Raw genomic sequence first — 25,453 nt, 5'->3', positions numbered from 1 at the left:
GGTGGATGAAATTACACCATGGAAGTGGATGATTTTACAAGTCGGCAGCGGGCGCGATGGCAAGCAGAGGGCTCGGTCGCTTGGGTCAGCCAGAGGGTCTCACCGCTGAGCAGCACCTCCACTTTTATGGCGCCAGTGGGCGCGGTGTAGAGCAGGAACTCCGTAGTTCGGCCTTGTAGGCTTCGATGCTTGGCCACAGGGTTCCCTCCTTATGTGCGTTGGTTGCAGCGAATCTAATCATTGGTTTCTACCTGCTGTAAGAAGCCATAGTTGTTCAGCAAATTATCCAGCAGCAATTTAACCGTTTGCTTCTCCGGCTCAGTAGGTTCTGCCACCTCCTCATGGGATAAGGTGCGATGACTGCTAAATTGAATAATACGGTTTAAGTACCCTTGCTTATCACCTGGCGCTGAATCCAATAGATCCGACCACTTGGGGTATCCCAGAAAATTAGCGGTTTTTTCATAGAGATTGCGTAACAGTGTAAAGTGGTATTTCTGAATGCGGTTCTCAGCGATGGCTTGTTCAAGGGACTGCTTTAAATGCAGGTGATAGGAAAAGCTTTGGTTAGAGTCGCCATATTTCACGTTCAGGTCGAATTTGCCATCCTCTAGAGGCTCCAGCAGATAGCAACCTTCCTTTTTGCTATTTTTATTAAGTCCAAGCTCATTATGGAGCACATTATAAAACAGCGGGCTGTGTGTCGTGACGATAAATTTCAGTGCCGACTGGCTGGATTTAATGAGTTCCGACACATTCACTGCCAGCTCAATCAAATGATTTTCATCCAATGAGCTGACAGGATCATCAATAAATACATATTCCAGTTGATCAAATTGGTTGGTCTCGCGATCATCGGGTTCGCTGACGTTGAGAATAGTAATTACCTGATCGATCAGCGTGTAAAAAATACTCCAGATAAAATTGCTTTCTTCACCTTTTGAGACTTTAAGATTGCCGGAGCGCACGTTGTCGCCGCTCTCAAGGGAGAAGGTTACTTCCGTGAAGTCTTCGGTAAAGTGCGGGGTTAGCTTCTGATTGGTGTAACTCTGAAAGTTGGTAACGATGTTGCGATCCTGCCCCTGATCCCTCAATATCCAATCCGTAAACGAGTTGGGCTGGATTTTCAGCCTGGGCTCGGCATCGAGCTCCAGATCATTATCCCAATAGAATAAATCCTCAGTAAAAGCGTTGTAATAGAGGATTCTATGACGCGAAAGCTCGGCCTCTTCTTCACTATCGGTGCCACCATCAGCATCATCTCTGGGCGCAATCAGTTGCTTGAATTCCCGCGATAGACGGGTTTTACCTGAACCGTTAAAGGCATAAATCAACTGCACCTTTTTATTGGCCGCTTGCAACTGCTGGGCTATCTCCGTTAGCGTCTTGCTCATGTTATGCCGCCACCTCTTCAGGCTTGGGGAAACTCAGCAGTCGATCGCGATAGTATTCGTACTGCTTCTGGCGCAGCTCAATTTCGCGGGGTAGGCCTTCGCTGATGGAGTTGGTCAGTGTATTGAATTTGTCCAAAATGGCAATTATGCGAGCTTGTTCGGCGAAAGACTTTTCTGGGTCGTTCGGATATGGTATAGGAATCCGTACCTTTGAAATCCCGTCGATTAGGAGCCTTTTTACTTTGCCTCGACTTACATGTTTAGCTTTCTCCGCAATAAAGCCTTCAGTTTGTAGACAATAAGATAAATATTTTGGATTCAAGGAGTGGCGGATAGCATAGCTGTCATCATGAATAGCTACTTTTCCATCGCCCAACCAAGCGACGGCCTTGCCAACATCTTCGATAGTTTCACCCACACTGGCCACAATCACGTCATTAGTCTCAGCATAACGAAGTGATTCCGCCAAGTCAGATCGAACCTGTGAAATCGCACTTGTAGATGAAGTTCCGTAGTGGGTGTAAATTTCACCGTAATGGATGGCATTGATGCCTCCAGCCTCCACATAGTCTTTTTTGGTAAATCGTTTTCCACGAATAAATTCGCCGACCTCCCCTAAAGACTTCCACTCCGCTTCCCCTTCTTCAAAACTCAACAACTGGTCACGGTAGTAATTGTATTGTTTCTTGCGTGCTGTAAGCTCGGCTGTAAGCTCGGCTGTAAGCTCGGCTGTAAGAGAGGTAAATGCGTCCAGAACGCGGACGATAGCGGCTTGGATGGCTAGCGATTTTTCTGGGTTTCCGGGGCATGGGATGGGAATTAGAAACTTATCAGCATCTGGTGTTGCGATTTGTGGCATTTGCATCCGACTACCAATGCTCTGAAAATGTGGTTCGTTTAATTTCAGAAAATAGTAAACGAATTTAACATGAATTGAATTCTTATCTGAGTAATACGACCACATTTCGTTTTTATGCGAGAACGGTTTGTCGTAATACTCGAATTCAATAACTCCACGGGACTTCACAATAATTGACGGCGCTCGATTGACGTCTTTTTCAGGTATATCGTCGAAGTCAACGAATGCGAAGGTTTTACCACCTGCAAAAATCTTTAATGGTGCCCCGTCCTTATGGAGAGCTCTCATCTGCCCTGCAGTAATTTTTGTACCTTTAGTACGCACAAGTATGTCTTTTAGCGGCCTCCAATCCACCTCAATCCCATCCAGCAGCTTTTCCATAAAGATCAAATCGTTCATGTCTCAAGCTCCCCACCTTCGATCTCGGCGACAATCGCATCAATCTCCAAACGCAGCTGATCGATTCTAACTACAATGGATTTTAGCTCGGCATTAAGCTCCCTAATATCAACGGCTATTCGGTTGTCTTTGGCTTCCACATAGCTGCTGACCGACAGGTTGTAGTCGTTGGCGGCTATTTTCTCATGCGGAATGGACTTGGCAAAGTGTTCAACGTTCTCTTTGCGATCGAAGGCCTGCATGATGTCTTCGATATGCTTGTCGGTAAGTACGTTGGTATTCGTTTCTTTTTTGAAGTAGGCCTCACCACTGGCATCAATAAACTGAGTGTGGGTGTCGGGTTTGTGTTTGGATAGCACCAGAATGTTTACGGCGATGGTGGTACCGAAAAACAGGTTGGGCGCCAGGGAAATTACCGTTTCCACGTAGTTATTATCTACGAGGTACTTGCGGATTTTTTGCTCGGCGCCGCCACGATAAAAAATACCGGGGAAGCAGACAATAGCCGCGCGGCCCTTGCTGGAAAGGTAGCTCAACGCGTGCAATACAAAGGCAAAGTCGGCTTTGGATTTGGGCGCTAATACGCCTGCGGGAGCAAAACGGTCGTCGTTAATCAGGGTTGGGTCGTCTGAGCCAATCCACTTTACCGAGTAAGGCGGATTGGAGACGATGGCATCAAAGGGCTTATCGTCGCCAAAGTGCGGGTCGGTCAGGGTGTTGCCCAGCTGGATATTGAACTTGTCGTAGTTGATGTTGTGCAAGAACATGTTCATACGGGCCAGGTTGTAGGTGGTGTGGTTGATCTCCTGTCCCCAAAAGCCATCTTCAATAATATGGGCGTCAAAGTGTTTTTTAGCTTGCAGCAACAAGGAACCAGAGCCACAGGCGGGGTCATAAATTTTGTTGACGCTGGTTTGCTTGTGCATGGCGAGCTGGGCAATCAGCCGGGATACATGTTGCGGGGTGAAAAACTCACCGCCGGATTTACCGGCATTGGCGGCATAGTTGGAGATTAAAAACTCGTAGGCATCGCCGAACAGGTCGATATGGCTGCCTTCAAAGTCTGAGAAATTCAACTCTGCCACACGCTTTAATACTTTAGCCAAACGTTCGTTTTTGGCTTTAACGGTATTGCCCAGACGATTGCTGGTAGTGTCGAAGTCGGCAAACAGCCCTTTGATGTCTTGCTCGGACGGGTAGCCATTGGCGGAGCTTTCAATGGCGGCAAAGATGCTGGCCAGATCCGTATTTAAACTTTCGTTGGTGTTGGCGCCTTTGGCGATATTGGCAAACAGCTGGCTGGGGTAAATGAAGTAGCCCTTGGTTTTAATGGCATCGTCTTTGATGTCGTCGGTGATGACCTCATCGCCAAGCTCGGCATAGGTGATGCTTTCGTCGCCACCTTCGATGTAGCTGGAAAAGTTTTCGCTAATAAAGCGGTAAAACAGTGTGCCGAGCACATACTGCTTAAAATCCCAGCCATCCACTGAGCCGCGCACATCGTTGGCAATGGCCCAGATTTGGCGTTGCAGGGCGGCACGTTGTTGGGTACTTGTCATCTATTGTTCCTGCTTGAATACGTTTAATGACGATAAGTGGTTGAGCATTGTAACGACTAAGGCGCTCTAATTCAGCCGCTTGTGGATATTGGCAGTTCTTCGTATTGCCCGCCGCCTCAGAGAATTGGCTGAAACTAGGCCCTGAAGTAATCCGCAGGAAGGCCAGCTGCATCCGTGCGATATATAAACAAGTTGCCCGCTTCCGGTTCAGCTTGCAGTAGGGATGGGGTGAGGTTTTCTCGTGCGGTGGTGACGAACAACCACGAATAATCCGGCCCACCAAAAGCTACGCAAGTAGGTTGGCTTACGGGCATATCCAGTTGTTGCAGCACCTCCCCCTCTGGCGAATAACACACCACGCGGCTGCCGCCCCATTGTGCATTCCACACATTGCCGTTCGCATCCACGCAGGAGCCGTCCGGGCCTATGTTTTTTGGGGTTTTGGCAAAGACGCGCCGGTTGCTGAAACTGCCGCTAGCGGGGTCGAAGTCGTAGGCGTAATAAATACCGAGGGGTGAATCCGCCAGGTATACGGTGCGGCTGTCTGGGCTCCAGCACAGGCCGTTGGTGATTTGAAATCCGCTGAGATGTTTGACCGCGTTGGGCGAGTCGCCCCAGCTGTAAACGCTGGCTTGTTCGTCGATGGATTGCGGTTCGCCCCGTTCTACCATGGTGCCGGCCCAAAAGCGCCCTTGCCGGTCAACCTTGCCATCGTTGAAGCGGTTGTTGGGCAAGTGGGATTCCGGCTGGCTGAGCCAATGGCGTTCGCCGGTGTGCGGATTGTATAAAGCAAAGCCGCCATCGAAGGCGGCGATGAGTTGATCGCTGGACTCGATAAACCCGAACGCGGCCAGCCGGTCCGGGGTGTTCCAAGTATCCAGTGATTCACTTTCGGGATGGTAACGATGCAGTTTGCAGGCCTGGATGTCGGTCCACCAAACCGCTTGCTGGGCGGGGTGCCAAAGCACCCCTTCACCCAGCGTGTTTGCAACCGGCAGGCTTTTAATCAGCTCCGGGGCCCGCATGGCTTACCACCAAGCGGCGTACAGAGCGATCAGGATCAGCACCACACCCAAACTCGCCAGGTTGAAACTGGTGGTGGTGGAGAACTGGATATCATCAAGTTCAATGGCTTTGTCATGTTCCTTGGCGCCGCTGGCCAGGGTGATCACAACGGCCAGCACCATACAGGTGATAAACACCAGTCCTACCCGATCGATAAACGGCAGAGCTGGCCACCAGAGGTAAAAGGCCAGGGACAGTACCGCCGAGCCGATGGCCGCGACCAGTGCCGATAGGGCCGTGGCTTTTTTCCAGAAGAAGCCCAGCAGGAAGATGGCCACGATGCCCGGGGTAAAGAAGCCGGTGAATTCCTGAATGTATTGGAAGGCACCGGGCAGGTTACCCAACAGCGGCCGGGCAACGATCACCGCGCACAACATGGCCACGATGGCGGCGCTGCGGCCGACCAGAACGCTGCGTTTTTCGCTGGCCTCTGGGTTAATCAGTTTTTTGTAGATGTCCACGGTGAAGATGGTGGAAATACTGTTGGTCATGGAGCCCAAAGATGATGCGATGGCAGCCACCAAAGCGGCAAAGGTGATGCCCAACAAACCCTGGGGTACCAACTGCATCATGGTGGGATAGGCTTGGTCGGCCATTTCCAGATCCGGGCGCAGCATGTAGGCGGCGATTCCGGGCAGTACCACGATGACCGGCATCAACAGCTTCAAGTAGGCGGCAAAGGCGATACCTTTTTGCGCTTCTTTTAAGCTCTTTGCGGCCAGGGCACGCTGGGTGATGTATTGGTTAAAACCCCAGTAGGACAGGTTCATAATCCACATGCCGCCAATCAACACCGACAGGCCCGGCAGGCTGATGTAGTGCTCGTGGTCGGGGTCGAAGATCATGTTGAACTTCTCGGGCACCTCGGCAAGCATGATGGAGAAGCCCTGCCAGGCGCCACCGCCATCGCCGAAGCTGTCGGAGATATTGTTCAGGGCCAGGTAGCTCACCATGAGGCCGCCACAGATCAACAACACCACCTGAATGATGTCGGTCAGGGCAATGGCCTTGAGGCCGCCGTAGATGGAATAGCCGATGGAGAACAGCGCCAGGAACACCATGCCGTAGGCCACATCCACACCGGTGATGGTGTTAATGGCCAGCGCGCCCAACCAAAGCACCGCGGCCAGGTTGACGAAGGTGTACACCCCCAGCCAGAAGATGGCCATGACGATCCGCACCCGGTAATCGAACCGCTCTTCCAAAAACTGGGGCATGGTGTAGATGCCCTTTTTCAGGAAGATCGGCAGGAAGAATTTACCTACGATCAACAAGGTCAGTGCTGCCATCCACTCGTAGGAGGCGATGGCCATACCCATCCGGAAGCCGTCGCCGGACATGCCGATAATTTGTTCTGCAGAGATATTGGCCGCGATCAGCGAAGCGCCGATGGCCCACCAGGGCAGCGATTTGCTGGCCAGAAAGTAATCTTGGGTGTTTTTGACGTGCCCGGCTTTTTCCCGGGAAACCCACCAGGCAATACCTATCAATGCCAGGCAATACACAATAAACGTGGCAATATCGAGTGACGACAAGCGCATGGGTGACTCCTTGTAGTTTTATATTATTGGCCGGGCCTTCAGCTGTTGTGATCCTGGCAAACTTGGCTGCGGGTTGCTCAAACCCGATTTTGGGGATCGGGATCTAACCGGGAACAGACCGCATGCCAGGAAATGACCGGCGCCCCTTTCGGGCGCGCCTATTATGCGCACTATTGGCGTCAACTGCGAGTTTCTCGAGGGGGCTTAACGCTCAGATACGACCGCCGTCGATGATGAACTTCTGAGAGGTAATCATGCGGGCATCGTCAGACGCTAAAAAAAGAGCCAGCTTGGCCACATCCTCGGGCAGGATCCGCCGATTAAGGCAGGAGTTCTGTAGCCACTTTTTTTCCACCTCCGGCGTCAGCCAGCGTTTTAGTTGTCGCTCGGTGGCGACCCATCCGGGCACGATGGTATTTACGCGAATATTATCCGGCCCAAAATCCCGAGCCAGGGATTTGGACAAACCCAGAATGGCTGCCTTGGCGGTGTTGTAACTGGCCAGTTTTGCCGGGCCCACCATGGCATTAATGGAGCTGAAGTTGATAATGGCTCCACCGCCCTGGCGAGCCATGTGCGGCTGCACCTCTTGAGCGGAGAAGAAAGCCGGGTGCAGGTTGACCGCCAAGCTCTCGTACCAGGTTGCTTCCGACAGTTTGGTGGAATCGTACCGCGTGTCATTGGCCACGTTGTTGATCAACACGGTGATGTCACCCACCACCTGAGACAGAGTGCGTATAGCACCCCGCAGTTGATCAATCTTAGTGACGTCGCACGGGCTAAAAGCCACGGTGGTGCCAAAGCGTTTTTCCAGATCGGCCGCCAGGGCCAGGCCTTCACGCTCGGCAATGTCCACAAAAGCTACGCGGCAGCCCTGGGCGGCAAAGGCTTCCACCAAACTGGCGCCAATGCCGGTGGCGCCGCCGGTGATAAACACCGACCGATCGCGCAGGCTGGAGTAATGCGTGTATTCCGCCATCAGTGTGATTCCCGATCAACGCGGTCGCCACTGGCGCCGACAAGAAAATCCAAATCCACACCCTGGTCCGCCTGCAGTACGGTATCCACATAGAGCTTGGCGTAACCCCGCGTGTAAGTCGGTGGGGGCTGCTGTTCTTGCCATTCGTTTAGACGCTCGGCCAGTTCTCGCTCCGACAACTGCACATTCAGCGTGCGCGCGCTGGCGCTGAATTCAATGACATCGCCGTCGCGGATCGCGGCCAGGGGGCCACCGGCACTGGATTCCGGAGCCACGTGCAAAATCACCGATCCGAATGCGGTACCGCTCATGCGCGCATCGGACAGGCGCAACATGTCCGTCACGCCTTTGTTCAGCAGCTTTTTAGGCAGCGCCATGTTGCCCACTTCGGGCATGCCGGGGTAGCCCTTGGGGCCACAGCCTTTGAGCACCAGCACGGAGGTTTCATCCACGTCCAGGTCCGGGTCGTCGATACGGGCTTTGTAATCCTCAATATTTTCAAACACCACCGCCCGGCCCACATGCTCCAGCAAATGCGGTGAAGCAGCACTGGGTTTAAAAATGGCGCCGCGCGGGCACAGGTTGCCGCGCACTACCCAGGTCCCGGAGCGCTCCACTACCGGGTTACTCATGGGGCGAATCACCTCGTCGTTGTAACACGGCGCTCCGGTAAATTGTGCCTCCTGTGTTTTGCCGCTCACGGTCATTTGCTTGCCGTGCAACTTGGGCGCCATGCGGGCCATAAGCGCGGGCAAACCACCCGCGTAGTGAAAGTCTTCCATTAGAAAGCGACCCGAGGGCATGAGGTCCACCAGCAGGGGCACGTCTCGACTCAGGCGATCAAAGTCGTCCAGGGTCAGGTTCAATCCCAGTCGGCCAGCAATGGCCAGCAGGTGCACCACCGCATTGGTGGAACCGCCCACGGCGGCGTTGACCACTATGGCGTTTTCCAGCGCCTCAAGGGTGAGGATATCGGCCAGGCGTACATCCGCTTCCACTAACTCCACGATGCGGCGCCCGGTCATGTGCGCCAGTACCTGGCGACGGGCATCCACGGCGGGGATGGTGGCGTTGTACGGGAAGCTCAAGCCCATGGCTTCGGTCAGGCTGGCAACGGTTGAGGCGGTACCCATGGTCATGCAGCTACCCCGGCTGCGGGACATACCGCCTTCGGCGGCAATAAAGTCTTCCGGGCTCATTTGCCCGGTGCGCACGGCGTCGGAGAACTTCCACACATCAGTGCCGGAGCCAATGTCCCGGCCCTGAAACTTACCGTTGAGCATGGGGCCGGAGGACACCACGATGGTGGGTAGATTAACGCTCGCAGCGCCCATCAACTGGCCGGGGGTGGTTTTGTCGCAACCGCCCAGCAACACGACGCCGTCGATGGGGTTCCCGCGAATGGATTCTTCCACCTCCATGGCCAGCAGGTTGCGAAACAGCATGGCGGTGGGGCGCATCTGGGTTTCACCCAGGCTCATGGCCGGGAATTCCACCGGCAGGCCGCCGGCTTCCCAAACCCCGCGCTTAACGTATTCGGCCAATTCACGCAGGCCGGAATTGCAGGGGGTTAGTTCAGACCAAGTGTTACAAATACCGATCACCGGCCGGCCATCGAACACATGCTCGGGAAAGCCCTGGCTCTTCATCCAGGAGCGGTGGATAAATCCGTCTTTATCCAGCTTGCCGTAACTTTTGGTGCTGCGTCTTGGGGGGCGTTTGGCGGACATAACAGTCAATCTTCGGTGGTCCAGTCCAGCGTGGACACGGAGTTATAAAGTGGCCGACACTCCGTCGGGCGTGTTCTCGCGGGCGCTCAGAGAAGCGTCGATCAGGGCTAAGGCCTCGGTGAGCAAGGCCAGCATGGCGTTGTGGGCACGGGTCTGATCGCCGGCGACTATGGCTTCATAGACCGCGCGATGGTCACTTTCGCTCGCCACTTCCACACCTTTTAACTGATTGGTGCAGGCGATGCTGGCGCGCAGCGCTGTTTGGATAAAATTGCGCAGCTGCATAAAGAAGCGATTTTCACTGGCCAGAAGAATGGAGCTGTGAAAAGCAATGTCGGCCTCCAGCGGGTCGTCCAGCCCACGTTCGGCGGCTTCCATACGGCGCAAAGCATCGTGGATACGACTGATGTTGGCTGAATTCTGTTTGCGTGCGGCCAGGATGGCGGCTTCCGGTTCGAGCCCGATGCGCAGCTCGGTGAACTCGCGCAGCAACTCCAGGGAGGGCCGGCTGGTGAGGGTCCACTGAAGCACGTCTTCATCGAACATGTTCCAGCTGCTGTTGGGCTGGACTCGTATGCCCTGACGCGGGCGGGAGGAAATCAGGCCTTTGGCGGTGAGCATTTTGACTGCTTCGCGGATTACGCTGCGACTGATATCAAACTGTTCGCAGAGCTCGGCCTCGGTGGGAAAGGGCTCGTTGACGCCGTAATCGCCGCGCACTATGGCGGCCCCCAGGGTGTAGGTGACTTGATGGGTTAGGTTACGGCCGCCATTGAGTTTGCTCATGGGATTTGCCTTGTTACGTCTGTCTGCTGCTATTTTAGTGCAATCAGCGCACGTCCTTGGCCAATTGCGGTTTTTTTATTCTGTTTAGCTGCTTTTCTTACCCATTTTGCGACGCAGGGCGCTGATCACCGGAACCACCTCGGGTCGTATGTCGCGCCATAAGTAAAAGGCCTCAGCCGCTTGCCCCACCAGCATACCCAAGCCATCGGCCAGGCGTCCGGCACCGTGGGCTTCCGCCCATTGTAGGAAAACCGTTTTCTCGGGTCCGTACATCATATCGTAACAGCTGGCTCCCGGCGCCAACAGCGACTCCGGCAGCGGTGGCAGTTCGCCACTGAGGCTGGCGGAAGTACCGTTAATCACCAGGTCGAACTGGCGCCCCTCCAACTGCTCGAACGTGAGCGCTTGGATGTCGCCCAGATCGTGAAAGCCTTTGGCCAATTGCTCAGCCTTGTGAAAGGTGCGGTTGGCAATAACCACCTCGGCGGGATTTTGCTCCATGAGCGGCTGCAGTATTCCCCGCACGGCACCGCCGGCACCCAGCACCAGCACCCGCTGGCCGGCCAGGGGCCAGCCCAGGTTGTGCATGTCGTTGATCATGCCGATGCCGTCGGTGTTGTCCCCCAGCAGAGTGCCATCTTCCTGCAGAGCCAGGGTGTTGACCGCTCCGGCGCGGCGGGCGCGCTGGGTCAGGCGAGCGGCGTAGCTGTAGGCGTCCATTTTAAACGGTACGGTGACATTGAGGCCTTGGCCACCACTGAGGAAGAAGGCATCCGCAGCCGCACCGAATTCGCCTTCGGGAACCAGCTGTTTGGTGTAACTCATATCCTGGCCCGCCTGTTCCGCGAACTGGCGGTGAATATAGGGGGATTTACTGTGAGCAATGGGGTTGCCAAATACGGCGTAGGCGTCAGTCATACTCAGTCCATTTTGTGTGTAATCAGATCCAATCGCGGGGCTGCAAGTAATAATCCGTCAGGCTCGCTTCCGGCGTGCCCGCTTCGGGGCGCCAATCGTAGTCCCAGCGCACCAGGGGCGGCAGCGACATCAGAATCGACTCCGTACGCCCACCGGTCTGCAGCCCAAACAAAGTGCCGCGATCATACACTAAATTGAATTCCACATAACGACCCCGGCGGTACAGCTGGAAGTTGCGTTCACGCTCGCCAAAGGGCAGCTCTTTACGACGCGCCACAATGGGCTGGTAGGCAGGTACGTAGCTGTCCCCTACGGCTTGCATCAGGGCGAAACTGCGCTCGAAACCCAGCTCGTTGAAGTCATCGAAGAACAGGCCCCCTACTCCGCGCGGCTCCTGGCGGTGCTTGAGGTAGAAATAGTCGTCGCACCACTGCTTAAAGAACGGGTAGATGTTGTCACCAAAAGGCGCGCAGGCCTCCCGAGCGGTTTGGTGCCAGTGGCGGCAGTCCTCTTCATTGCCGTAGTAGGGGGTCAGATCGTAACCGCCCCCAAACCACCACACCGGCTCCGCGCCGGGTTTTTCGGCGATAAAGAAGCGCACATTGGCGTGACTGGTGGGCACATAGGGATTGTGCGGATGGATCACCAGGGACACGCCCATGGCCTCAAAGGAGCGGCCCGCCAGCTCTGGGCGGTGCGCTGTGGCGGAGGCCGGCATTTCCTTACCGAACACGTGGGAGAAGTTGACCCCGCCCTTCTCGATCACCGCACCCTCGGTGAGCACCCGGGAGCGCCCGCCACCGCCCTCGGCTCGCTGCCACTCGTCCTCAATAAAGCGACCAGTGCCATCTTCAGCTTCTAAAGCCGCGCAGATGTGGTCCTGCAAGCCAAGTAAGTAGGTTTTTACGGCGTTTTTGTCGGGGCTGTCCGAGCTTGCGGCCATGCCTGATGCCTCTTCTGTATACCAATCTGGGCCGCAATTGTACCGTCCCAATAAGACAAAGGCGACGCGAGGCATGGAATGCGGACACATGGGCCTTGGGCTGGGGGCTTGGCGCACTTCTCCTCGTGTATAGCAATGTTAAAGACGGCCGCGAAGCGTTGCCTTCTCGGGCCTCAGTTGGTCAAATGGGGGAATTTGCTTTGATGCGTCTTGTCAGTCACTGCCTACTCTAGAGGTGCTCTATGAAACGCTTCGCCCTGTCCCGCCGCCGACTGCTACAGCAGTTGGGCATTTCTGCCGCCGCCCTTTCATCGGGTTTTGCGCCGCATATTCTGGCGGACAATAACCAGCGGAAGCTAGGCGTTGCCCTGGTGGGGCTGGGTCGTTACAGCACCAATCAATTGGCCCCGGCCCTGCAGCTCACTCAACATTGTGAGCTGCGCGGCATTGTTACTGGCAGCCCCGAAAAAATACCCGTGTGGCAGGAAAGGTACGGCATCAAAGACGCCAATGTGTACAACTATGAAAACATGCACACGGTGGCGGACAACCCCGATATCGACATTATTTACGTGGTCACCCCCACGGGTGTCCACAAAAAGTATTCCGTGATCGGTGCCAACGCCGGCAAGCATGTGTGGTGCGAAAAGCCCATGGCCATGGACGAAAAGGAATGCCAGGACATCATCGACGCCTGCCGAAAAAACAAGGTTAAGCTAACCATCGGCTACCGCATGCAACACGAGCCCAACACCCAGACCGTCATGGAATTTGCGCGCACTCGCCCTTACGGCGCCATTGAGCGCATCCGCACCGAAGCGGCGTATGCCGGAGGCGAAAATCGCCCGGCCGATAACTGGCGCATGCAGGCCCATATGGGCGGCGGCGCCATGTACGATATGGGCGTCTACCCGCTCAATGCGGCGCGCTACGCCACGGGCGAGGAGCCCATCGCCATTACGGCGCACCACGAAATTACCCACCCGGAAGCCTTTACCGAAGTGGATTCCACCACCCATTTCACTTTGGAGTTTCCCAGCGGCGCCATCGCTGAGGGCATGACCAGTTTCGTGAAGCCCGGCAATAAGCTGGAAGTGCACTGCGAAGACGGTTGGTATCGACTGCAGCCCATGTCCAGTTACACCGGCGTGCAGGGCGAAACCAGCGATGGACGTCAGTTGAACAAACCCATTGCCAATCAGCAGGCCGCGCAGATGGACAACGACTCACTGGCCATTTTGCGCGATACCGAAGTCATCGTCCCTGGCGAAGAAGGGCTACGGGACGTACGCCTCGTTCAAGCCGCGTTTGAATCCGCGCGCAAAGAAAAACGTATAACACTTTAACTCTTAAATGCTTGCCCAGTTTGGGCCATTGAAATTCGGAGATGCTTTATGGACCCCTACCTTTTATCCCGGCGCCGTCTGCTCAAACAGTTGGGCCTATCAGCCACTGTTGCTTCCACGGGCTTGAGCGCTCATGTGCTGGCGTCAAAGCCCAACCGAAAACTGGGCGTGGCGCTGGTGGGCCTGGGTTTTTACAGCACCGACTGGCTCGCGCCAGCGCTGCAGCTGACCAAACACTGTGAACTGCGCGGCATTGTCACCGGCAGCCCGGAAAAGATTCCGGAGTGGCAGGAAAAATACGGCATTAAGGACAAGAACGTTTACAACTATGAAAACATGCATACCGTGGCGGACAACCCGGACATCGATATTATTTACGTCGTCACGCCCACCAGTACCCACAGGGAGTTTTCTCTGATCGCCGCTAACGCCGGCAAGCATGTGTGGTGCGAAAAGCCCATGGCCATGGATGAAAAAGAATGCCAGGACATCATCGACGCCTGCCGAAAAAACAAGGTTAAGTTGACCATCGGCTACCGGCTGCAACACGAGCCCAATACGCAGGCCATCATGACTTTTGCTGATACTAAACCGTTTGGTGCCATTAAAGATCTGAACGTCGTAGCCGCCTATCAGGGCAGCAGTTGGCCCGACAATCACTGGAAAACACGCTGGGATATGGGCGGCGGCGCCATGTACGATATGGGCGTCTACCCAATCAATGGCGCCCGCTACGCTACAGGGCAAGAGCCCATTGCCATCGAAGCCCGGCACGAGGTGACTCACCCGGAAATTTTTACCGCTGGCGACTCCACCACCCACTTTACCTTGGAATTCCCCAACGGCGTTGAAGCGACGTGTATGACCAGTATGGTCAAGCCCGGCAACAAGCTGGAAGTCAATTGCGCCGACGGCTGGTACCGTTTGGAACCCATGTCGGAGTTGAATGAGGTGCGCGGTAAAACCAGCGCTGGCCACAAACTGAACAAAGAAATCCCCAGCCAACAAGCACTGCAAATGGACAACGACGCTTTGGCCATCATCAACGACACGGCGGTTATAGTCCCCGGCGAAGAAGGCTTGCGAGATATCCGTGTTGTGCGCGGCGCATTTGAATCCGTGCGTCAAAATAAGAGGATTACGCTTTAACCCAATGTAAAACGCATCAGAAAAGGAGGCCGCGATGCATAAAAGCCGACTTGGAAATATCGTTATTGACTGCCAAACGGATGATCTTCTGTCACAGGCGCAATTCTGGAGCGATGCACTGGGTTACCCTATGCCCGATGAGCTGGATGTAGACAGCGGCTATATCCAGCTCGTAACCCCGCCGGGCGATGTACAAGTTATCGTGCAGCGGGTCAGTCACGACCCGCGGGCGCATTTCGATATTGAAACCGACTCAATCGAATCGGAAGTTGCACGCATGGAGCAATTGGGTGCGACCATCGAGTCACGCAACGACGGCTGGACGGTTATGCAAGCGCCAAGCGGCCACCGGTTTTGCGTGGGCAGCCCCTATCGAAGTGGCTTTGATGACAATGCGAACACCTGGGGTAATCGTGCCTAGCGTTTTTTGTTTCGGCTAGGCCACGTTTCTGGAAATGTAAAACCAAGGAAGCAGGAATCAAATGATCTATCAGGTAAATACAGAAACTCTATCCATTGAGGAGTTCACGGAAAAATTCCAAGAATTGTCGCTTAGGTACGAAGAAGACAACTATACCGAGTGCGGTTTTGAGCAGGCGACCAAACAAAAAGAACGCTTGTTAAAGGCAATACGTTCGGGGCAACTAACTCAAAAGGATTACGATGAGATGCATCCTGTTTTTGTTTACGCGAATAGTGATTTAAACACGTTTGTAACGCCACAAGAGAAACGCCCAGGCCTACTTGAGCGGCTCTTTTCTCGGTAACAATTTAACTAGTTCAAACTGACACTCGTCTTACGTCCACCTTCCGAGCGTTTATCCATCACAGGTAGTCTCGCTTCGTGGGACAGTGCTGGCATCTCTAACACGGCTGAGGGTAAGTAGGTAATCGGGCTTTTTAATTCGCGGACCTTCAGAGTCGTGGCTACATTGTGGTTACCGTAGTGAAATGTGGCTGCGGTTACCGTCATTCCATTTCTAAGACCCGCTTGATACGCATTGTTCTGAACTTCAAGATCTCGGACGACGAAGCTTGGGCCATTCATTGGGTAGGTGAAACCTAGAGAGAAGCGGGGCTGGCTTTCAAGCGAAACGAGATCACGTTTTTCGTACCTCTGTTGAGTGAGCTCTACACCTCGATTTAAGTGGATAAAGTTTTCAATATCTTCCTTTGGATCTTCGATACCAAGATTACGCATCACGTATTCAATCCTTTCCGGGCCGATCAGCGGGTATTTGGATTTCACGTTGTCTTTCGCCAGTTGTAGGATCGCGTGCTCTAACTCCAAATCGCCGCTTTGCACGAGCTCTTCGTCCCACTTCAGCGCGAGCAAAAATCCCTTCCAGTAGGGCACCTTCTCAAATGCATCGCGTCCGATCCAAGGGGGTGGATTGAAATATACCTTTGCGTACTCTTTGGCCCCCAGATCTGCGACGGATGATTGGGCGAGAGAAGAAAGGACGTTGTTGATTTCAGCAATAAACCTTTCGCGATCTATCAGGCCCACGTGATAGGCGACTTTGTAGGTAAGGTATTCGGTGAACCCCTCGGTAAACCACTGCAAGCCTGGAAACTTGACGGATGAAAGCCCCATATCCCCGGGGTTTAACTGATGCAGAAGCTCGTGAGTGAAAGTAAGGGCTACTTTTTCCAGCGAGATATCATCGGCCAACTGGAGCCAAACCGTATTATTCAAAGCAACCCCATTAATGGACGACTGACCCGATGCTGAAGCAAGCCGGGATGCGATGATCAACTGACGCTCCCCAAGCGACGGCATGCTCCGATTCATTAGCTTCAAAGTTGCATCGATGTGTTGCGCTAGGTGTTCACCCGCTCCAGGTAATGCCTTATCGAGCACGAGTTGATTGTCCCCCTGCAGGGTATGCGCCGTAACCCTGTTCAACTCGCTTGCGTAAAAAAGGCTAGTCAAGATTCCATGCAGGTCTCCCTTGTAATTGAATTCCGAGTTGTTTCCATCGACACTGGCGAATACAGCCCAATTTTCCGGGAGGTTCTTCCAAGAGACGTTAATATCGAGCTCCGCGTCCTGCAATGGAATAACCAAGGCCATGCCGGCAATAAACGTGACGTAAGCATTTTGCAGAATTGGTAAGTACTGGTTGATACTGGCTGCCGTGGAGATATCGGCATGAATTTGCGTCAATCTGTAATCGACAACTACCGTCCTTGATCCGGCCACCCCACAGTCAGCTAAGTGAAAGTGGAGTGTGTCTATCTCTCCCAGTACCGAGGTTTCTTCGAGAACGGTCTCGCAATCTGAATCACGTATGGTGAGATTCTTAATACCTAGACTGGCTCCGGTTGTAGTGCCCCACCGATAAGGTATGCGCAGCTCGACGTGCTCTGAGTCAGCGTCCAACTGAAGCTCAAGGGTGACCGATAGCTCGGTGGAATTCCCGTTGGTAGTGACCTCCAGATCATAGTTGGCTGTGGCACCAACAGCCTCTAGAGACCAGGTAAACCAAAGCAGAACCAGACACGGGGCTAAAACCCTCCGTAGGTAGGAGCTAAGAACTTCCATATTGCCATCCGCTTATTATGGCCCGCACGCCGGAACGGGCACCGTGCTTGAAGGCTAGCCTGTGCGGAATTGGATGTCAAAACGATGGGGTCGTTGTCGCGGCGGGTGCAGAGGAGTAACGACTGGGCGCAGCAATGCTACGCCCAGTCCGAAAGAGCTACAGCTCTTTAAGCTTGATGTTCCTAAACCAAACCTTATCGGCATGATCTTGAAGGACGATGATGCCACCCGGGCTTTGGGCGAAGTGTTCCCAGTCGGCGAATTTACTGTTGGCAATTAGCTCGTCCCACTCGTCTGACCACATTTCAATTTCCACTACCTTGTAGCCGTTCAACCAATGTTGTACATGTCCGTTGTTCACAATCAAACGGGTGCGGTTCCATTCACCCGGTGGGTTGGCGGCCACAAATTCACTTGCAATCAAGTCGTAGTTGTCACCGGCGCGGTGGGTTTCGATTTGTCCGTCTTGGTGGCCGGCGTTGTCCAGGATTTGATATTCGGGTCCCGTTAAGAACGCGAACTCCAAGTCTGGATGCTCCTTCACGTTGTAGATAATGCCGCTGTTGCCGGCCTCTGAAATTTTCCATTCCAGGTACAGCTCGTAGTTTTCCACCGGTTCTGGCGTAATCACCACGTCGCCACCGCCTTCCGGCGTACGCCAACCTTCTTCACCTTCAAGAAGTCCGATCATGTGCAATGTGCCGTTATCTATTACCCAGCGACTTCCTAGAGTATCGGCGTTGTAGTTACGCAGGCCATCCAGAGTTTTGCCATCAAACAATAGTTGCCAACCTTCCGCGACTTCTGCCTCGGTCAGTTGATTATGGTTGATTTGATAATCCTGATTTATCGCTACCGGTTTATCGTCAGGCAAGGCGTTAAGGGTGTACCAGGCTTCTGTCGTCCAGAGGCTGGTATCCGACTCGCTGACAAACGGCCGGGTGATGCGGAAGTACACTACGTGCTCTTCTTTTAGGCCATCAAGTTTGAAGCTGGCACGGGTGCGATCTTCAGACAGAGAAAATTCTTGTACCGTGAGCTCGGTCAAATCGTTTTTCGGGCCGCCGTATTGTTCTGTAGGCTCGTAGTACCACTGTTGAATAGTGAAGTCATTGGCACTGATGTTTTGGCCTTCTTTAATGGGCTTTGTGAACTCGATTTCGAAACCGTCCGAACGAGCACTCACTCTCAACATCTCGAAGGCGAGTTCCCCGTTGTACTCTAGCCGTTGTAAGCCAAACCAATTTTTTCCTTCGTGACCCCAGTTGCCTGGGTTACCAACACCACCCGCAATCAGTGAGCCGTCCGGCGCCCAATCCAAACGATTAATGCCCGCTTCCAAGCCCTGCGTAAAGCGGAACACCGCTCCCTGCAAGCGACCATTGACGCGCTCAGCAAACACTCGCTTAATGCCGCCGTGGGTCACTTCACCATGAATCATTTGGTTTTTGTACGGGCCGATGTTTAACGGTGCTGGCTGACCGGGCGAGTTACCGATTTCATCCTGGGGCAACCAGACCACCGGCAAAGTTTCTTGTAGATGGGCAGTGCCTTCAAAATCAACGGCGCGAGATCCGTAGAATGCACCTTCGGTCAGCTCTACAATTTTGCTGGACGGCAGCCAATCGCCTTCGTTGTCGGAAATGAACAGGCCACCATCGATTCCGTAACCAATGCCATTGGGTGTGCGCAAACCTTGGGCGATAAATTTCACGCTGCCGTCGGCTTTGCTGATTTTCGCCACCTTACCGCGATCCGGAGCCTGGGGGTCAGCGCTGGCACCGCCGGGTAAAACGGCAACGGCCAGGGTCGCGTAAAAGTAGCCGTCTTGATATTCCAGGCCAAATGCAAATTCGTGGAAGTTGTCGGTTACGCTCCAGTCATTGGCCACCATTTGGTAGGTGTCAATTAGGCCATCGCCCGTGCTGTCGATCAGTTTGGTCAGTTCTTGCTTTTGCATAACGTAAATGTCGCCGTCGACGACTTTCACACCCAAGGGCTCGGCGAGTCCGCGCGCAATTCGCTTGATCTGAATGTCTTGCGGTTCTGCGGTGTAGTTTTCCACCAGGTAAACCGAACCTTCCGCATCCCAGGTGGACACCACCATGCGGCCGTCTGGCATAAAGTCGATGCCGCCAACCATGGGTTCGAAGTCATCCGGGCGGGCTTGGAATAGATCAAACGACGGATGCAACCCGGCGACTTCCCGTTGGTCACCGGGAATGGCCTTGAGCAAACTTTTATCGACCTCTACTTTGGCTTCGGCTTCTTTCTCTTCTTCAGAGCCTTCATAATCAGCCAGAGAAAGAATGTAGTGGACCATTTGTTCGGCTTGGTCGAGAGAAAGATCTGGGTGCGCCGTCATGGGCACTTGGCCCCAGTTGCCGCTGCCGCCATCGATGATTCGGCGCGCGAGCATCTCCACCGTGTCGGGGTCATCGTTGTAGGTCTGGGCCATGGCCACATAAGACGGCCCAACAGTGCTTACCTCTGGGTTGTGGCAGGCCGCGCAGTCGTCGTTTTTGATTAGGGTCAGCCCCGGATGTTCACGCTCCTCGGGTTCCGGTTCCGGCGGAATGAGATCGGGGTAGTGCAATGCCAAGCGCGTGGTGCCATTGGATAACTGCAGATAAGCTGCGTCAGAGAATTCTCCCGGACCAGAAATTTTATGCTCGGCGGGTAGTTCCATATTTCCCAGAGACAAAGTAACGCCATCGGGCAAACCGGACACAGTGAATTCGCGTATCAGCTCTATCCCTTGGCTTCGACGTTGGTAGCTGGGCGTCTCGGTGACCTCAGCCTGCCAGCCCTGTCCACTGGCGCTGTAAAGTACCACTACTTGCTCACCCTCAATTCGGTAGCCGCGGTAACGCACCTGCGCACTCGGATCCCCTTGTACCCTCCAGGCGGCGGACTCATTGATCAAGTAGGAACCACCATCGCTCCTGGGTTGTGGGCCATGGCGACGGTCAAACACTGCGCCTTTCAGTTCCAGATCGCCCTCCCAAGCTTTGTACAGGTGCCCGGATTCTGTGTCGTAAGCCACTCTAATATCGTCACCCAGACGGACGGTGAGCATGCGAGAACGACCATCCAATACCGAACGGAACGCCGGCATATCGCCCTCCAGGCTCGCCTCAAGATCGGGGGTTTCCTGAGTGCCCTGACAGGCCTGCAGCATGAGGCCCGCGCAACCAGCGGTGGCCAGAATGAGCAGGCGGCGAATGGGGAGCAAAGATCTGGGCATGTACTTCTCCAGTTTTATGGGTATTTGTATCAGTATCGGAATCTAGCACAGGGTTCATTTAGGCGCCGGTGAATACGTATGCAGGGGATGCCCGTCACCGCCGACGCTGGACCGGACAACCACCTATTGAACCGTCGCCGATTTATTTGTAATATAATAGGATGTTAATAATGGTAGTGAACCCCCGGACCTGATTGAGGTATCCCCATGAAGCGGCAACACACCCTATTCCTAGCAAGCGCCCTTTCTTTCTCCTTAGCTCTGGTGGGCTGCGGTTCCAGCTCAAGCGGCGACAATGGCAATGACAAAGAGCCCAACGGCGACCCACCCCCCAACGCGCCACCCGGTATTTCCTTCAACAACATCAGCGTACACGACCCATCGGTGATCAAGGTGGACGATGCCTACTATGTGTTTGGCTCTCATATGTCTGCCGCACGCACGACCGACCTCATGAACTGGACCCGGGTCGCTAATGATGTCAACTCCGCCAACCCTTTGTTTGAGGACGTGATGGTTGAGCTGGACGAACTGTTTGAGTGGACCCGAGGCCCGAGCATGTGGGCAGCGGACGTGACGCAGTTGGGCGATGGCCGGTTCTATTTCTACTACAACGGTAGCCAGGGCGATCGTCCGCGTGGCGCATTGGGGTTGGCGATTGCTGATAACGTTGAAGGGCCTTACGAGGATCAGGGGATCTTCATCTGGTCGGGCATGGAAAATACTGAGGAAAATGAGCTCTATCACCCCACGGGCGGCACCTTCAATGCTAACTATGAGCCCCACGCCATAGACCCGCACACGTTTTATGATAAAGACGGCGAGTTGTGGATGGTGTACGGCTCCTATTCCGGTGGGATATTCGTCCTGGAGATGAATGAAGAAACGGGCCTGCCAAAACCGGATCAAGGCTATGGCACTCATGTGTGGGGTGGATACCACGCCCGCATTGAAGGCCCCTACATGATTTACAGTGAGGAGACCGATTACTACTACTTGTTAATGACTTACGGTGGTTTGGATTCGACCGGCGGTTACGAGCAGCGGGTAGCGCGCGCTCGCAACCCCGACGGACCCTTTGTGGATGGTCGCGGTACCGATATGAGTGACGTGCGTGGGGAGCCTAATTGTGGCCTTGATTGTGCCGACTCCCTCATCACGCCGCATGGGCAGAAGTTGATGGGTAGTTTTCTGTTTGATCGGCGCGATGGCGAACCGGGCTTTGGTAGCGGACACGGCTACGTCTCGCCCGGGCACAACAGCGCGTATTACAAAGCGGACTCTGATCAATACTTCTTGTTCTTTCACACCCGCTTCCCGTCTCGTGGCGAACAGCATGAGGTACGCGTGCATGAGATGTTTATCAATGAGGATGACTGGCTAGTGGTTGCGCCGCATCGCTACGTCCCTTTGAGCGAAGCGGAAGCGGACTTGAGCTGGAGTATCGCAGAGGACGAGGCGGTGGGAACCTATATGTTTATGGAACACAGCCTGCCGTTGCTGCGCGGTTATCGTGAATCAGACCGAATCACGCTGGAAGCGGACGGTTCCATAACCGGGGAGTTGTCCGGGGAGTGGGAATACGCCGGCAATAACCGAATCACCATCACTCTCGATGGGGATGCCGAGCCTTACTATGGCGTGCTGTCGCACCAGTACAACGAGACTCTGCGTGACTTTACCGTGACCTTCACCGCGCTGAGCCCGGACGGCCCCAGTATTTGGGGGAGCATGCTGCCCTAACAAATTGGACCATTCGTAAGAAGTAAGGGCGCAGCCAAGCTGCGCCCTGATCCAAACAAGCCTACAGTTCTTTCAGTTTAATATTCCTAAACCACACCTTATCGGCATGATCTTGTAGCACGATGATGCCACCCGGAGATTTAGCGAAGTGTTCCCAGTCAGCAAACTTGCTGTTGGCGATCAGTTCGTCCCATTCATCTGACCACATTTCAACTTCGACTACCTTGTAGCCATTAAGCCAATGTTGCACATGGCCATTGTTAACGATCAAGCGAGTGCGGTTCCATTCGCCTGGCGGATTAACGGCGACAAATTTACTGGCGATCAGGTCGTAGTTGTCACCGGCCCGGTGGGTTTCTATTTGTCCGTCTGGGTGACCGGCATTGTGCAAAATTTGGTACTCGGGACCGGTTAAAAAAGCGTAGTCCAAGTCTGGATGTTCTTTAACGTTATAAATGATTCCGCTGTTACCGTACTCTGAAAGTTTCCACTCCACATAGAGTTCATAGTTTTCCACGGGCTCGGGCGTAATCACCACGTCACCACCCCCATAGGGCGTGTGCCATCCTGATTCGCCCTCACGCAAACCGGTCATGTGCAGGGTGCCGTTGTCGACAACCCAACGCTCCCCCAGGGAGTCGGAATTGTAATTGCGTAAGCCGTCCAGGGTTTCGCCGTCAAAGAGTAACTGCCAACCTTCCGCCACTTCGGTTTGCGTCAGCCGGTTATGGTTCAATTGGTAGTCGGTGTTGATTGCTACCGGATAGTTTTCCGGAATCGCATTCAAGGTGTACCAGGCTTCTGTGGTCCAAAGGCTGGTGTCCGATTCACTGACAAACGGCCGTTTAATTCTGAAGTAAACCACATGGCCGGGTTTTAAACCCTCCAGCTCGAAGGCGGCGCGCGTGCGATCTTCTGACAATGAAAAGGCGCGCACTTTGAGTTCTCGAAGATCTTTCTTTGGCCCACCGTAGGCTTGCGTAGGTTGGTAGTACCACTGCTGGATTTTAAAATCGTCGGCGTTAATGTTTTGGCCTTCTTTAATGGGCTGCGTGAATTCAACTTCAAATCCACTGGAACGTGCGCTCACGCTTAACATTTCAAACGCGCTTTCGCCGGTGTACTCCAGCCTCTGCAAGCCGAACCATTCGCCGCCCTGGTGACCCCAGTTTCCGGGGTTACCAACGCCGCCGACAATCAACGAACCATCTGGCGCCCAGGCGAGTCGATTAACGCCCGCTTCCAGGCCTTGACTGAAACGAAACACCGCGCCCTGCAAACGGCCGTTTATGCGCTCCGCAAATACGCGCTTGATGCCGCCGTGGGTAACTTCGCCGTGGATCATTTGGTTCCGATAGGGGCCGATGTTTAACGGCGCGGGTTGGCTGGGTGAGTTGCCGATTTCATCTTGGGGCAACCAAACTACCGGCGGTGTTTCGGGAAGCTCGGCGGTGCCATTGAAGTCCACGGAGCGGGAACCGTAAAACGCCCCCTCGGTCAGTTCAACGATTTTACTGGAGGGCAACCAATCACCTTCGTTGTCGGAAATGAACAAGCCTCCATCGACACCAACACCGATGCCGTTGGGTGTGCGCAATCCGCGCGCGACAAATTCCACTTGGCCATCCGCTTTGCGGATTCGTGCTACGGTGCCGCGATCCGGGGCTTGCGGATCCGCGCTGGCGCCGCCGGGCAAAACAGCCGTGGCCAAGGTGGCGTAAAAGTGACCGTCCTCATAAGCGAGGCCAAAGGCAAATTCGTGGAAGTTATCGGTCACGCTCCAATCGTTGGCGACCACCCGATACTCGTCGATCAATCCGTCTCCGTTGGTGTCCACCAAGTGAGTCAGCTCCTGCTTTTGCAGCACGAAAATTTCACCGTCAACCACTTTAATCCCCAATGGCTCGGCGAGGCCGCGCGCAATGCGTCTGGCGGTGATGTTCTCCGCTGTGCCTTCCCAGTTTTCCACCAAATAGACTGAGCCGTCCCGATCCCAAGTAGACACCACCAAACGACCGTCGGGCATAAAATCGATACCGCCAACGCGCGGCTCGAAGTCTTCCGGGCGCGCCTGATACAAATCGAAGGACGGGTGCACGCCGGCCACTTCTCGTTGATCGCCCGGTATGGCTTTTAGCAATTCCTGCCGGGCTTTTTCTTCTTCCGCCTTCTTGCGCGCGAGTTCTTCAGCCTCCCGACGCTCGGTGTCGCTGGCTGACTGTGGAGCGAAAGACAAGATGTACCGCACCATGGTTTCGGCATCATCCTGGTAAAGCTCCGGGTGCGGAGTCATGGCCACCTGCCCCCAGCGACCGGAGCCGCCGTCAATGATCGATTGCGCCAGTTGGGCGACAGTCGCGGAGTCATCACTGTAACGTTCAGCCACGGAGTTATATGAGGGGCCCACGGTGTCCAACTCAGGGTTGTGGCAAACGGCGCAATCGCTGTTATTGATCAGCCTCTGGCCCGGATGCTGTTCCGGTGTTGGCGGCGCGATGGGCTGGGGGTCCGGGTAGTACAAGGCCAGTTGCGTGTCGCCATTGTGCAATCGCAGTTCGCTTCGATGATTGAACTCGCCTGCTCCACTGATCCGGTGCTCGGCGGGTGCCGCCATTTGGGTGAGTGATACCGTGGCGCCGTCCGGCAAACCTTCAACCGAAAAAGCGCGCCGTAATTCCACGCCGGGGGCGCGCCGTTCAGCGCTAGGGCGTTCTTCTATATTTGCCTGCCAACCGGTTCCTTCAGCTCGGTACAGCAACACCACTTGCTCATCTTCGAGCCGGTGCCCCCGATAACGAACTTGGGCGGCGCCACCGCCGCGAATGCGCCAAGCACCCGGTTCGTTGATAAAAAAGCTAGCGCCCTCAGCGCGAGGTTGTGGCCCGTGGCGTTGGTCAAAAACGGCGCCTTCAAGTACCAAATCGCCCTGCCAGGCTTTGAACAGGTAACCCGCCTGGGTGTCATAAGCGAGGAAAATATCGTCGTCCAAGCGTACCGTTAAAGTGCGCGGCCGACCGTCCAGAACTGAACGAAAAGCGCGAGTGGGGCCCTGTAACTCTGCCGAGGTTACGGATTCGGGGCTATCCTGAGTCCTCTGACAACCCTGAATCAGCAGGCCGAAGCCGAACAAAAACAGCGGAATTAACGTGCGACGCACACTGGACGATCTGGGCATCTAGCCTCTCCTTTTATTTACACATAGCGGACCAGTTTACCTGCTCTCGGGCCATTTGGCCTGGAAGAACCA

General features: G+C 54.5%; 19 protein-coding genes. 5 read left to right on the top strand and 14 right to left on the bottom strand.

The window, feature by feature from the left end; genetic code table 11:
* Window positions 1-11: 11 nt before the first annotated feature.
* From RBH33_RS10360 to hemF, 11 genes are all read right to left on the bottom strand, one after another.
* Window positions 12-197, bottom strand: a complete 186-nt coding sequence (locus tag RBH33_RS10360) for a virulence RhuM family protein (RefSeq protein ID WP_306732108.1) — start codon at window positions 195-197, stop codon at window positions 12-14.
* Between the two features lie 36 nt (window positions 198-233).
* Window positions 234-1,394 (bottom strand): AAA family ATPase, encoded by a 1,161-nt coding sequence (locus RBH33_RS10355; RefSeq protein WP_306732107.1) that lies wholly within the window; start codon window positions 1,392-1,394, stop codon window positions 234-236.
* Between the two features lies 1 nt (window position 1,395).
* Entirely contained in the window at window positions 1,396-2,652 is a 1,257-nt protein-coding gene (locus tag RBH33_RS10350) for a restriction endonuclease subunit S (RefSeq protein WP_306732106.1), read from the bottom strand.
* On the bottom strand, window positions 2,649-4,211 hold the full coding sequence (locus RBH33_RS10345; RefSeq protein WP_306732105.1) for a type I restriction-modification system subunit M: 1,563 nt from the start codon (window positions 4,209-4,211) through the stop codon (window positions 2,649-2,651). Before RBH33_RS10345 ends, RBH33_RS10350 begins: the two co-directional genes overlap by 4 nt.
* 134 nt (window positions 4,212-4,345) lie before the next feature.
* Window positions 4,346-5,236 (bottom strand): SMP-30/gluconolactonase/LRE family protein, encoded by an 891-nt coding sequence (locus RBH33_RS10340; protein WP_306732104.1) that lies wholly within the window; start codon window positions 5,234-5,236, stop codon window positions 4,346-4,348.
* A gap of 3 nt (window positions 5,237-5,239) precedes the next feature.
* Complete coding sequence (locus RBH33_RS10335) at window positions 5,240-6,817, bottom strand: sodium/sugar symporter (RefSeq protein ID WP_306732103.1); 1,578 nt, start codon at window positions 6,815-6,817, stop codon at window positions 5,240-5,242.
* Window positions 6,818-7,028: 211 nt separating this feature from the next.
* Window positions 7,029-7,796: an SDR family NAD(P)-dependent oxidoreductase gene (locus RBH33_RS10330; protein WP_306732102.1), complete on the bottom strand. Its 768-nt coding sequence runs from the start codon at window positions 7,794-7,796 to the stop codon at window positions 7,029-7,031.
* The gene (locus RBH33_RS10325) at window positions 7,796-9,526 is read right to left on the bottom strand and encodes an IlvD/Edd family dehydratase (protein ID WP_306732101.1); all 1,731 of its coding nucleotides are present in this window, start codon (window positions 9,524-9,526) and stop codon (window positions 7,796-7,798) included. The genes RBH33_RS10330 and RBH33_RS10325 overlap by 1 nt, the downstream gene beginning before the upstream one ends.
* Before the next feature lie 42 nt (window positions 9,527-9,568).
* The gene (locus tag RBH33_RS10320) at window positions 9,569-10,312 is read right to left on the bottom strand and encodes a FadR/GntR family transcriptional regulator (RefSeq protein ID WP_306732100.1); all 744 of its coding nucleotides are present in this window, start codon (window positions 10,310-10,312) and stop codon (window positions 9,569-9,571) included.
* Window positions 10,313-10,396: 84 nt separating this feature from the next.
* Window positions 10,397-11,230, bottom strand: a complete 834-nt coding sequence (aroE, locus tag RBH33_RS10315; protein ID WP_306732099.1) for a shikimate dehydrogenase — start codon at window positions 11,228-11,230, stop codon at window positions 10,397-10,399.
* Window positions 11,231-11,252: 22 nt separating this feature from the next.
* Window positions 11,253-12,173 (bottom strand): oxygen-dependent coproporphyrinogen oxidase, encoded by a 921-nt coding sequence (gene hemF / locus RBH33_RS10310; RefSeq protein ID WP_306732098.1) that lies wholly within the window; start codon window positions 12,171-12,173, stop codon window positions 11,253-11,255.
* 242 nt (window positions 12,174-12,415) lie between these two features.
* Between hemF and RBH33_RS10305 the strand changes: the two genes are divergently transcribed.
* From RBH33_RS10305 to RBH33_RS10290, 4 genes are all read left to right on the top strand, one after another.
* A complete protein-coding gene (locus RBH33_RS10305; RefSeq protein WP_306732097.1) occupies window positions 12,416-13,519 on the top strand; it encodes a Gfo/Idh/MocA family protein in 1,104 nt (367 codons plus the stop codon).
* 48 nt (window positions 13,520-13,567) lie between these two features.
* The gene (locus RBH33_RS10300; RefSeq protein ID WP_306732096.1) at window positions 13,568-14,668 is read left to right on the top strand and encodes a Gfo/Idh/MocA family protein; all 1,101 of its coding nucleotides are present in this window, start codon (window positions 13,568-13,570) and stop codon (window positions 14,666-14,668) included.
* Window positions 14,669-14,702: 34 nt separating this feature from the next.
* Window positions 14,703-15,089 (top strand): VOC family protein, encoded by a 387-nt coding sequence (locus RBH33_RS10295; RefSeq protein WP_306732095.1) that lies wholly within the window; start codon window positions 14,703-14,705, stop codon window positions 15,087-15,089.
* A gap of 61 nt (window positions 15,090-15,150) precedes the next feature.
* The gene (locus RBH33_RS10290; RefSeq protein WP_306732094.1) at window positions 15,151-15,435 is read left to right on the top strand and encodes a hypothetical protein; all 285 of its coding nucleotides are present in this window, start codon (window positions 15,151-15,153) and stop codon (window positions 15,433-15,435) included.
* Window positions 15,436-15,443: 8 nt separating this feature from the next.
* Here RBH33_RS10290 and RBH33_RS10285 read toward each other — a convergent pair whose 3' ends face one another.
* Window positions 15,444-17,216, bottom strand: coding sequence for a M61 metallopeptidase family protein (locus tag RBH33_RS10285; RefSeq protein WP_306732093.1), 1,773 nt, complete (start codon window positions 17,214-17,216; stop codon window positions 15,444-15,446).
* A gap of 157 nt (window positions 17,217-17,373) precedes the next feature.
* A complete protein-coding gene (locus tag RBH33_RS10280) occupies window positions 17,374-20,463 on the bottom strand; it encodes a 3-keto-alpha-glucoside-1,2-lyase-like domain-containing protein (protein WP_306732092.1) in 3,090 nt (1,029 codons plus the stop codon).
* A gap of 207 nt (window positions 20,464-20,670) precedes the next feature.
* Here RBH33_RS10280 and RBH33_RS10275 point away from each other — a divergent pair, with 207 nt between their 5' ends.
* Entirely contained in the window at window positions 20,671-22,206 is a 1,536-nt protein-coding gene (locus RBH33_RS10275; RefSeq protein ID WP_306732091.1) for a glycoside hydrolase family 43 protein, read from the top strand.
* A gap of 61 nt (window positions 22,207-22,267) precedes the next feature.
* On the opposite strand, the gene RBH33_RS10270 is transcribed toward RBH33_RS10275, so the two are convergent.
* The gene (locus RBH33_RS10270) at window positions 22,268-25,381 is read right to left on the bottom strand and encodes a 3-keto-alpha-glucoside-1,2-lyase-like domain-containing protein (protein WP_306732090.1); all 3,114 of its coding nucleotides are present in this window, start codon (window positions 25,379-25,381) and stop codon (window positions 22,268-22,270) included.
* Window positions 25,382-25,453: the final 72 nt, after the last annotated feature.

The organism is Marinimicrobium hydrolyticum, assembly GCF_030848505.1.
Classification (GTDB): Bacteria; Pseudomonadota; Gammaproteobacteria; order Pseudomonadales; family Cellvibrionaceae; genus JAVDDU01.
Note: the sequence above shows the minus strand (reverse complement) of the source record. Positions and strands in the feature narration are given on the sequence as shown.